We start from the raw sequence: 11,510 nt of genomic DNA, 5'->3' as shown, positions 1-11,510 counted from the left end.
TGTTCCCGCTCGTCAATAACTTTTGGAGAACCCGTTCTCGATGTCTTTGTGAATATGCCATCACCTCATCCTTCTGGCCCCCTTAGGTGAATTTCAGAAGAGGCGACAACTTCCCTGACACAGGGGGTGAATAACGGTTATGCTTCTTTGATGAGTAATTGGCCCTGTATTGCAAAGATTAATTAAAAGACCATTGCGAGAATAAAACGGTAGTTCAAATTGTTCCCATAGGTGCCCCTTTAAATATCCACAGCGTCGTACTTTAAGTTCTTTACTGATTTTATTGTAGACGATATTCCTAGGCGCAATAAATATAAAACTTTTACGAAGAGAGTTCATCTTTTTTGAAAGTTCAGTTGCGAATCTTTGGACCCCTGTTATTCTCTGACTTAAAAATCGAGCATTAATATAGATTTTCATATGAATGATATTTTCTGATCCTCACAGGGGTTAAAATCAGACTCTTGTTGTGTTTCAGAAACCTAGCACGACGTACAGATTAAATCTTCGGATATAAGCCTTTCAGTTTTATGTGTTTGCTTTGGTCGCGAACAGCCGGCGGTGATTATCCAATTTTGACAGAAGCAAAAAAGACTTACTAAAATGAAATAACGAAGGCCCCAATTTATTAAATATGACAACCAGTGCAATAATTGTAAATCCATCGAAATATGAAGGCCCCCTGATACAACCAATAATTAATCCAAAGAGTATAAAATTTTCTAGAATAGAGCATTGATCATTTTTTTTTATATTTTTAAAAAAAATATAAAAATTTGCTAATAATATTACAAATCCCAGATATCCAAATTCCCCAATAAGTTTAAAGCCTACTGATGTTCCTTCAAATGCGTTTGCTTCATATAAAAAATCATTTATGAAGCTTACGGAGCTATAATCGTTTAAAAATTGAAAATTTAAAAAACCAACACCAAGGGAATAATATTTTAGACCTGCACAAGCCATTTGCCACCCCTTTAAAAACAAAAGAGATGAGAAATTTAGAGAGCCATTGATTCTTGCGGGATCGGACAAGGCTGCGACTAGATCAAAAACTCGAGCTGAAGTAGCCGGGATATTGATAATAACCCAAAATAAAATAAAACCAATAACTGAAGCGGATACCGTCTTGATAATGAAGGATCTGATCGAATTAGAAGAGGACAGCAACCGGAAAAAAGATGCAATTCCCAATACGCATACGAGTGTAGAAGAGGGACAAATAATAAAAATCAAAAAAATGCTAATTACCCCCCGCTTGCCTAACCACAAAAAAGCTAGTTTTCTATGAAAAATAAACAAATAAACAAAAGGGGATAAACCAAAAGCCACCAACGATGGTTCAAGAAAAAAACCATAAAATCTTGGGATATTGAATAAGTACTTATAATGTGTATTGAATAGTCCGAGCTTCCAAAGAATTAATTGTGAAAGTTGCACTAAAAGTTGTGTCTGCAAAAAAAAGCTACAGAAACGAAAAAAAAACTTCTGTTTGCTTTTTAGGATAATATCTAGCCAACGAGAAATGCATGTGAAGATGAAAATAAAAAATGGAATAGCCATAAATGACCGTAATGGGGTTGTAAAAATCACCCCCTGAGCACTTTGTATAATTGTGAACGTAAACAATAATAATATACCTACTATAAACATAAAAATATTATTTTTGGTAAATTTAGATAAAAATAAACATAAAGGACTAACCAAAAAATAAAAAGGGATACCAACATTTAATAACGAAATTTGAATAGGCCATAAAAATATAACACAAGCCAGCCCTGCCGCAGATGCATGCTCTTTTAAATACAATCTACTGATATTTAACATTTATATGACATTCCAGACTATTTATTTACTATTTTAGGCCATAAATCCATGGGACATTTTTTTTTATCAAAGGAACGATGGCTAGTATAACTAAAATGTTTAAAATTGAAGCAACCAATCCAATCATTGTATTATTTCGTACATTTAATGGTAAATTCAATATGAAAACATAACATCCCGCAAAAAAAGAAAAAATAATTGGATGCAGAGGAAATATGATAATAGTATTTTTGGCTATTAATTTGATAACTTGAGATGATGGTAACTTTTGAAATGCCATCATAAACGCAAGACTAATCAATATTGAACTTCCTAAAAAAAGAAAAATGTTTCCATAGACTGAACTTAGCATTTCTATTCTTTCATTCAAAAATGCACAGCTTGTTCCAATTAGTAAGAACAGAATAAACCAGATTTTATAATGATTTTCAAATTTCCCTATTTTATTCTTAAGTTTAAACCCTAGGACCAAATAAGCCTGTGCAACGAACGCGGTTTCAAGTTGGAAAGGCATTGCTAAATCACGCGGTATTATAAATCCTAAGATCATCAATAAGAAAGAAAAGATAGGTAATAGATTACTTCCGCACCGTGAGCATATATAAAACAGAATCTGAGACGAAAATAAACAAGGGAAAAACCATAAAACGACAGGAGTTAATTTTATTGTATCTGGTTTTCCAGTCCCATAAAAAAATGCAAGTATCGGAGATACAGGATTGACTATTTTATTGGCATCCACTCCAAAATTTCTTAATATAAATAGCCACATGATATAACCGACAATAAAAAAGAAACAATAAGCAGGGAGCAATGCTTTAAGATTTTTAACAATGAACGGAACAAATTTTCTTTGTAAATATTTTTCTTTGGTAAGGTATCCTGATATTAAAAAAAACAAAGGCATGTGGAATGAATATATCCATTTATCTACATACGAGCTTGTGGCTAAAGAATGGCCATAAACGACCAAAAAAATACCAAAAGCTTTTGTATAGTCTAACCAAACGATTCTTTTCATGTTTACCAAAATAAATTTAAAATCTAACCAAAATGTTCAGGTTTACATGCCAAATTCAGACTCAAGTTTTTTCAAAATTACACAAAATGCGTTTTTTAAATCAGCTACATTATTTTTTGTTACCGATTGCGGATCGCTACGAATATCACTAGTATTTCCCTTAAAAGATTGAGCATAAATCCAAGCTAGAAATTCGATAACATGAATTTTATTACTTTTCATATTCTTACATTTTTTTAGGGTCTCTGCTATTGATTCTGTATAAGGATTAAATCCGTTTTTTACAAGCAGAGGTCCGAAAAACATCGGTGCAATAGTCATTGCTGGTACTCCCAGCAGAGTAGCCTCATATGAAACAGTCCCACTTATAGAAATAACTAAATCACACATTTTAATAAGATCGAAAGAATTTATGTATGGGTCAATCAACTTTACGCCAGGGATATGTTTTAACTCATTATAATACCGAATTGATCGATTCCCAATTGCATTGCTATGTTCTTTTACGTAAAGGTCATGTGTAATTGGTAACGTGCGCGCGATAGCCTTTACTGTTTCAATCTGGTTTGAAAAAAATGACCCAAGGACATCGACAGATGCCTCTGGTTGGACATGAAGGGTAAAAAGAACAAAAGGACGTTTAGCGGGGAGGTCAATTTGTTCAAACGGCTGTCTAATTTTGATCATCTGAGAATTAATGAGCGTTTTGCTTTTTTGCTTGGTTAGCCACTTGTAGTCCGGTTTGTTTTCATCAAAGGGGTGGCTTGTGTCATAAATAAAATTTTTAAGAAGTTTTACACAAAATTTCCATTGAAATTTTGTGTGCTTATTATTTAAAGTAAAATAACTTGGTTTAGGCTTTCGTTCTTTAAATTCTTTTAAGAAATTTTCTGCCCATTCATAATCAGAAGATTCCGGTTTTCTAACTTCAAAAATTTTATCCTCAAAAAAACCCTCAAAAAAAACAAAACGTCCGTCAGGGATTCTAGCTACATGAGGATCAAGAACGCGAACACCTAATGTTTTGCAAACTTGGGCTGTTACAATTTCATGAGCCCATGTACGCTCTGTAAAAAGGGCTTTGACGTTATTTTTACGCAAAAACGTAGTCACTTGCTCTTGGACAACAGATAGATATCTGTAGGCATACTGAGTAGGTTTTAAGCGCAATAATCTATCCATGAGAATGATGTTATTGGTATTTAATCCACTCTCTTGCTCAAGCGCATTTAATCCGTTGAATTCATCTTCAGTTATTGCGCGGCCACAAATCCATTTATTAGCAAAAGAGGTTATGTCTAATAATTGGGATTTTTCAACTCCATGATCCAGTAACCATTTAGACCAATTATAACCGACAGAGATCCAAAATACCTCATGACCATATTGGTTAAGATCCTGAAGATATTTGAACCAAGTTTCTGTTTTATAATGATTTGAAATGATGCCAATGTTCATTGAAATCCCCTCTTACCTATTTTGATAATGCAAACTACCTGAAAAAATATACTTTAAAACTGCGCTTAATAAAAATGATACCAGAAGAGAGATGGAGGTTCCTAATAGAGAATAATGGGGGACTAAAGCGAGTGAGCAAAAAATAAATATCAAAAAAGATAACCATGAAATATTTAAAATTTTTTTATCATACCCTTTTGCATACAAAATATAGTGTGGTATCATTCCAACACACCATACAGACATAGCAACCATCAGCATCCAAAAAACTGGCATATTGCTTAAATATTCATTCTTTCCAATATAATTCAATAATGGATATATACAAACAGCAGCACCTGAAAAGATAACCACGATAGAAGCTAATATTCCGATAGATAATTTTTTAAGTTCCTTTTTAAACTCAACGATATTATTTTTTCTATAGGCTCCTACCATTTTGGGGTAAATAAATACTATGACCCCAGCATCAATAAATGATTGCATTGCATTAGCGATCCCCATAAAAAAAGTATAAACTCCTACTTCAGATACTCCGCAATAAAACTTTAATATATAACGGTCGAGAGTGAAAATACCTCGCAAAGCAAGAGTCCCGGCTAAAAAATATGAAGCTGTTTTTGTCCCTTTTTTTATCCATGACCACTGGATAGGGATTCCTTTGATATTTTTCCAAGGCAAAGATTTTAATGCATAACCGGATAATAGTACACTCAGCAAACTTCCTGCTAACCATCCAGCCCAGACGGTGTTGAGGTTTTGAAAATCTGTAGAAAATACCATTACCCACATAACAGCATAACACCATGCCCCCATCCGTATAAACATTACAATTGACGCCATAACCGGACGGAGAAGTGCGATTAACAGACGATTTGATTCCTGCGATATATGTTCGCATACCAACAATGAATAAAACCAACCGATTAATCTCCAATCTAAAATCTCTGAGGTGAAAATGAGTATAAGAATCGGAAAAATAGCAGCATACATAATCAAATGAAAAACGAGCTGATCACGTATCATTTGGGGCCATTTTGAATGACTTGAGCTAACTATTTCCCGTGTTGAATATGTATAAAAATCAAAACCTACAAGATAAAGAGAATAACTAATAGTCGCAGTGAGAAGGCCATATTCTCCGATTTGTTCCGGGCTAAGCATCTTGGCGAGTAAGACAACAAGAAGAAATTTACTTGCGAGAGTTAACCCTCGCAATATAACATTCAAAATTTGAAACTTACTTGCATAAAACAGCTTACTCGCACTTTTTAGATAATTACCCAATGAACTCCCACCTCAACCCTGTCCCTCGCTTTACATCTTGATTCACCTTCTTCCCAATCACCAAATCAAAAAACTTTGGTGCCAGCCCATGCCCTGGCCGGATCGCACGGACATTTTCTTGACTCAACACATCTCCAGCCTTCATATCCTTGCAGATGTATAGCGATCTCCTGAAGACCATCGACTTCTTCTCTTTAGACGTCGGGCCGTACTGGATTTGACCAAGTGCCTGCCAAGCCCGCTCTGTTTCTTCCACCAGGGCCTTCATCTCGGCCGGCTCCAGGGAAAAGGCGGAATCAACACCGCCGTCGGCACGGTTCAGGGTGAAGTGCTTTTCGATGACGGTTGCGCCAAGGGCCACGCTGGCTACGGACACGCCGAGGCCCATAGTGTGGTCGGAGAGTCCGACTTCGCAGCCGAACAGGTCGCGCATGTGGGGGATGGTCAGGATATTGGTGTTGTCCGGAGTGGCCGGGTAGGTGCTGGTGCATTTGAGCAGGATGATGTCCTTGCAGCCTGATTCTCTGGCCGTGCGAACTGTTTCGTCGAGTTCGGCAACAGTGGCCATACCAGTGGAGATGATCATAGGCTTGCCGGTGGAGGCGATCTTGCGGATCAAAGGAAGATCGGTATTTTCAAAGGAAGCGACCTTGTAGCAGGGGACATCGAGTTCTTCGAGAAAGTCCACAGCGGTATCGTCGAAAGGCGTGCTGAACACGATGAGCCCGAGTTCTCTTGCCCTGTCGAAAATCGGCTTGTGCCATTCCCAAGGGGTATGGGCTTCCTGATAAAGTTCATAGAGGGAACGCCCTTTCCAGAGGCTCTTTTCATCCGAGATGAAAAAATCACCCTCGGAGATATCGAGGGTCATGGTATCCGGAGTATATGTCTGCAATTTCAGGGCATGAGCCCCTGAATCAGCAGCAGCCTTAACAATCTCCAGAGCACGGTCCAGTGACTGGTTGTGGTTGCCGGACATTTCGGCAATGATGAAAGGCAGGTGCTTCAGCCCTATTGCAAAATTTTCTATAACCATTTCAGAACTCTTGAGATATCGTATAGTTCATTAAAAAGAAATGCTCGCCAGAGGATTTCGTTTTGTGCTGATGATCGTGAAATCCAGCTTGTTGAAAAATTTTTTTGGATGCGCGATTCGTGCTTTTTATTTCTGCGGTTATAGTTCGAATATTCGTTTTTTCTACAATCTGTTGAATTCCTTTTCTCAAAACAGCAACCCCAAGCCTTGCTCCGCGAAATTTCTTATCAATACTGATACTGACGAGTGCATAATCAGATACCTTTTCAAATCGAATCTGACCAACAGGACAGTTATCCGACAACTCTGCAATAAAAAGAAACGTCTCTGGATCATTCAAACGATTATGAAACCAGTGCTGATGATCCTCATGCGGGATAAAGGCTGATGAAAAAGAGGCAGTTCTGGTTTCCGGATCATTCGCCCATTCCCAGTAGGTCCAGCAATCATCCGAATTGGCGGGGCGAAGAGAAAGAGATGCAGCATAGAGTGAAGAAACAATCCGCTTTGTACCTTGGCCGTCGCAAATTTCACCACCAGCCTTTGTCATGTCATGGAACAATGACATGTCCCCTGTGATTTTTGCTATTTCATCTCGGATCACGGCAGGTTGAATAGACTCAAGCCTGCCGAGATGCTTGGTCCGCCCGAGTCTGTGCAGCTCTCTAAGAACAGGCTCCTGGTTATCTGCTAAGGTAATCGTTAAAGATGGCAATCCCAACACACACCGCTCCCAGGAAGTCATCCCCCCACTACCAATACACAGATCATGATCAACCATGATCTCAGCCATGTCTTGAGCATCGGTCAGTACAGAAATCCGCAACTTACTTTTCTGTGCTTTTTCTGTGATCGCCTTCAGATGTGGTGCAGATGATCCAAGTACGACTGTCACCTCGAGCTCCTTGTTGCCAAGCAGTTCAATGCCCTGAAGGGAACGTTCAGTAACATTGAAAGGATCGGTCCCACCCATGGCGACAAGTATCTTGCGAATCGAGGTTGTCTGTTTTCGTTTTTCAAGAGCCGCATCTCGATTTTGAGCAAATTCAGGTCGAAGCATGGCATAGCGAGGACCAAGTAGCAGGTCACATTCTTCATGGACAAGACTTCGATAGCGTTCCTCGGATGCTGCCAGGGTCTGGTCAACGAGCAGATCGCAGTCATGCCTCCTGTCAGCAAGATCATCGACAACCATAATTTTTTGAACTCTCGACCGCAGCCGTCCTTCCCATCTGAAATCCAGGGCATAGTGATCTACCACAAGCCAATCGACTGAACCAAGTGATTGCAGGATGTCGCTTGTCTGCTCGGCATCCTGTTCCCATGGGACACCCAGCCACGGCGCATGGACCGGATTGTTCGGCAGAACCTGGTTTGTTTTTTCTGGGGCAGGCAGTAACCGAAGATCATGTCCACGATCGGTAACCATCTTGGCAGAAAAACCGTCAAGTTCACGGCAAATGAACAAAGTCTCGAATCCCCGCTCTCGTAAGGCATCAGCTAAGGTCAGGCACCGCATTACATGACCCGTGCCGATCTGAATCGAGGCGTCGGCCCGAAAAACTATTCGCACAATCCCTCCGCCTGTAGCACCCGATACATCAGCTCGGCTCGTTTCCAATCTTCAGGGGTGTCAATGTCCTGCACTCGGTGGCGCGGTAACGTAACAGGTACCGAATCTTCGCTGAAAATCGGGCGCTCTTCACACCATGCTTCGGCGGTACCCCAATAAAACTGGCCGGCATCGTGCCAGGCTTCCTCCAGGTCTTGTGAACGGGTTTGAAAATGTTCAGGGTTGAACATGGCCACTCGTCCGTTTCCGGTAATCCGAATGGCGCGCTGTATGGGAAAGGCGTAGCTTGTTACCGAGAAGGCATAGCTGCTGCCCGTATCCTTGAGGAGCTGAAGTCCCTGTAGAAGGTCTTCCTTGGAAACAAAAGGTGCCGTGGCATAGATACAGCAAGCGTATTTCACTGATGCGACGTTCTGGTTCATCCACTCAACGGCGTGATGTATCACCGGCAGGGTTCCTGTGAAGTCATCGGACAACTCCGCAGGGCGCATAAACGGAACGCCGGCGCCCCACTTCCTGGCCACGCTGGCGATTTTTTCGTCATCTGTGGAAACAATGACCTGATCAAAACACCCACTGGCTTTCGCCGCCTCGATCGACCATGCAATCATGGGCTGCCCGCAGAATTCGCGGATGTTCTTGCGGGGGATGCGCTTGCTGCCGCCACGGGCGGGGATGATAGCCACTTTCATAGAGCCAAAGCGTCCTTCAATGTTTCGACTACAAAATCCTGCTCGGAATATGTAAGTGCCGGGAAAAGCGGAATACTGATCGCGCTCGAGTAATACCTTTCTGCTTCGGGAAAATCTCCGGTTTGAAAACCCATTTTCTGATAATACGGCTGTGTGTGTACCGGGATGTAATGGAGATTAACCATGATCTCACGATCTCTGAGGGCTTCAAACACCTCAACGTGAGTTCGTGTAATTTTTTCCAATTGCAGTCTGATTACATACAGGTGAAATGCAGAGTAACCGTCCTGGTGCTGCCATGGCGTCACAACAGGCAGATCTTTCAGTAGGTTGTCATATCTCCGCGCCAGCTCGTGGCGGCGGGCGACATAGTGCACCAGCCGGTTCATTTGGCTGGCGCCAAGCGCGCCTTGGAGGTCAGTCATCCGGTAGTTAAAGCCCAGATCAACTTGTTGGTAATACCATGAGCCTTCCATAGGTTTGGTCATCAGACTGGGCGTTCGGGTAATGCCGTGACTACGCAATAACACCATTCTCTCTGCCAGCTTTTCGTTGTTGCTCACGGCCATCCCACCTTCAGCCGACGTGACGATTTTTACCGGGTGAAAGCTGAAGACGGTAATGTCGCTGTAGCGACAGTTGCCGATAGGTTCGTTAAGGTATTTGCCGCCGATAGCGTGAGAGGCATCTTCTATAATTTTAAACCCATATTTCTTTGACAGTTCATGGATGATGCGCATATCGCATGGTTGTCCACTAAAATGAACTGGCACCACTACCTTGGGTAGCCTGCCGGTTTTCTCAGCTATCCGAAGTTTCTCTTCCAGTGTTTTGGGGCACAAATTGTAAGTACGCGGATCAATGTCCACAAAATCAACACGAGCACCGCAGTAGAGCCCACAGTTAGCGGATGCTACAAAGGTATTCGGAGTGGTCCATAGCCAATCACCCGATCCAAGCCCTAATGCGAGACACGCGATGTGTAACGCGGACGTGGCGCTATTAGTGGCCACTGCGTATTTTGCATTACAATGTTGTAAAACTGCCTGCTCGAACCTGGGTACCGCTGGCCCCTGAGTCAAGTGTGTGGAGTTGAGCACATCCACAACGGCTTGAATGTCTTCTTCAGTAATGTCTTGTCGACCATAGGGGATCATTGCATTGCCTTCCTGTCGAATTCCGATATTTCATCAACGCTCAAAAAATGCGGATTGGTGCCGGAGTTGTACTCGAAGCCTTGGACAACAGGCTTGCCCTTTTCGCCGATAGCATTCTTATCATACCCATTATGCAAACCATAAAATTTGATGGACGGGGTGATCACGAAATGGTCATCAAACTCAACGGTTAAGTGAGAATCGTCAGCCGGGCACATGATTTCGTGAAGCTTTTCGCCCGGTCGAATACCGATGATTTTTTGTGTTAGATCCGGGGCCATGGATGTAGCGAGGTCCGTTATCCTGATCGAGGGGATTTTGGGAACGAAAATTTCCCCGCCCTGCATGCGCTCAAAATTCTTGAGCACGAAATCAACTCCATCCTGAAGACTGATCCAGAATCGGGTCATTTTCGCATCGGTGATTGGCAGATGGTCAGCCCCGTTGTCGATAAGATTCTGAAAGAAAGGGACCACCGACCCTCTTGAGCCAACAACATTGCCGTACCTGACAGCCGCAAATCTGGTCTGGCGATCCCCGGCCATATTGTTGGCGGAAACGAACAGCTTGTCCGAACAGAGCTTGGTGGCACCGTAGAGATTGATCGGATTGGCAGCCTTGTCCGTGGACAGGGCAATGACCTTGTGCACGTTATTTTCCAGGGCCGCATGAATGACATTCTCTGCCCCGGTGATGTTGGTTCGGATACACTCGGTGGGATTGTACTCTGCCGCCGGCACCTGTTTCAGGGCCGCAGCATGGATGACGTAATCAATCCCGCGCATGGCCATGGACATGCGCTCTCTGTCTCGGACATCGCCGATGAAATAGCGCATGCACGGATCATTAAAGACCTGCTGCATCTCGAACTGCTTGAGTTCGTCGCGGGAATAGATGACGATTTTTTTTGGGGTATAGCGATCAAGAATGGTTCTTGTATACTGTTTGCCGAATGAACCTGTACCGCCGGTGATAAGAATGGATTTGTTGGTGAACATTGAGTTTCCTTTTATTTTGCCAGCTAAACAGAGCCTGCCCCCCGGGTACGCGGAACATGCGAAATAAAGGCAGTTTTTATTTAAAACCTTTCCTGACACAGGGGGCAGACACTGTTTCGTTGGCCCCCCATGTCTTTGTCGTGTCGTTGGGCCATTGTCATTGTCTGGGGTCGCGGTAGGAATGCCGGTTGCCCAGCACCCCCCGCACAGATCCGTACGTGAGGAATTACCTCATACGGCTCCTACCTTGAGTATTTAATTTGCCCGTGGGGTCTGACCCCATAAAGTGGCTAATATTATTGGTTTTATGACTCAAAAAAGCCCGTTTTTCGGCCTTAGAATCAACCGGGTTCGGCTCAAAATACATCAACTATCCGAAATGAATGACGATTTACTACAATTCAGACTCGTCTAAAATCTTCCATTCCAAGGAATTCTCTGATCCCCGGTCAACCGCATAG

9 protein-coding genes are annotated in these 11,510 nt (G+C 42.2%); all 9 read right to left on the bottom strand.

The features are described 5' to 3' along the window. Positions 1–528: 528 nt before the first annotated feature. Genes ACTVJH_RS15095 through pseB form a run of 9 tightly spaced genes read right to left on the bottom strand, consistent with a single transcriptional unit; the run spans position 529 to position 11,049 of the window. Positions 529–1,827 (bottom strand): hypothetical protein, encoded by a 1,299-nt coding sequence (locus tag ACTVJH_RS15095; protein WP_455992510.1) that lies wholly within the window; start codon positions 1,825–1,827, stop codon positions 529–531. Between the two features lie 28 nt (positions 1,828–1,855). Continuing rightward, positions 1,856–2,848 (bottom strand): acyltransferase family protein, encoded by a 993-nt coding sequence (locus tag ACTVJH_RS15090; protein WP_455992507.1) that lies wholly within the window; start codon positions 2,846–2,848, stop codon positions 1,856–1,858. A 42-nt stretch (positions 2,849–2,890) separates the two neighbouring features. Continuing rightward, positions 2,891–4,306: a DUF354 domain-containing protein gene (locus ACTVJH_RS15085; RefSeq protein WP_455992504.1), complete on the bottom strand. Its 1,416-nt coding sequence runs from the start codon at positions 4,304–4,306 to the stop codon at positions 2,891–2,893. A 12-nt stretch (positions 4,307–4,318) separates the two neighbouring features. After that, a complete protein-coding gene (locus ACTVJH_RS15080) occupies positions 4,319–5,593 on the bottom strand; it encodes a lipopolysaccharide biosynthesis protein (RefSeq protein WP_455992501.1) in 1,275 nt (424 codons plus the stop codon). Continuing rightward, complete coding sequence (gene pseI, locus ACTVJH_RS15075) at positions 5,586–6,629, bottom strand: pseudaminic acid synthase (RefSeq protein ID WP_455992498.1); 1,044 nt, start codon at positions 6,627–6,629, stop codon at positions 5,586–5,588. Before pseI ends, ACTVJH_RS15080 begins: the two co-directional genes overlap by 8 nt. 1 nt (position 6,630) lies before the next feature. Then, entirely contained in the window at positions 6,631–8,202 is a 1,572-nt protein-coding gene (gene pseG, locus ACTVJH_RS15070) for a UDP-2,4-diacetamido-2,4,6-trideoxy-beta-L-altropyranose hydrolase (RefSeq protein WP_455992495.1), read from the bottom strand. Then, positions 8,193–8,894: a pseudaminic acid cytidylyltransferase gene (gene pseF, locus ACTVJH_RS15065; RefSeq protein ID WP_455992493.1), complete on the bottom strand. Its 702-nt coding sequence runs from the start codon at positions 8,892–8,894 to the stop codon at positions 8,193–8,195. The genes pseG and pseF overlap by 10 nt, the downstream gene beginning before the upstream one ends. Further along, the gene (pseC, locus tag ACTVJH_RS15060; RefSeq protein ID WP_455992490.1) at positions 8,891–10,051 is read right to left on the bottom strand and encodes a UDP-4-amino-4,6-dideoxy-N-acetyl-beta-L-altrosamine transaminase; all 1,161 of its coding nucleotides are present in this window, start codon (positions 10,049–10,051) and stop codon (positions 8,891–8,893) included. The genes pseF and pseC overlap by 4 nt, the downstream gene beginning before the upstream one ends. After that, positions 10,048–11,049: a UDP-N-acetylglucosamine 4,6-dehydratase (inverting) gene (pseB, locus tag ACTVJH_RS15055; RefSeq protein WP_455992487.1), complete on the bottom strand. Its 1,002-nt coding sequence runs from the start codon at positions 11,047–11,049 to the stop codon at positions 10,048–10,050. Before pseB ends, pseC begins: the two co-directional genes overlap by 4 nt. Positions 11,050–11,510: the final 461 nt, after the last annotated feature.

It is taken from the genome of Desulfoplanes sp. PS50, assembly GCF_053851535.1.
The sequence above is the reverse complement of the archived record's forward strand: the minus strand, read 5'-3'. Positions and strand labels throughout refer to the sequence as shown.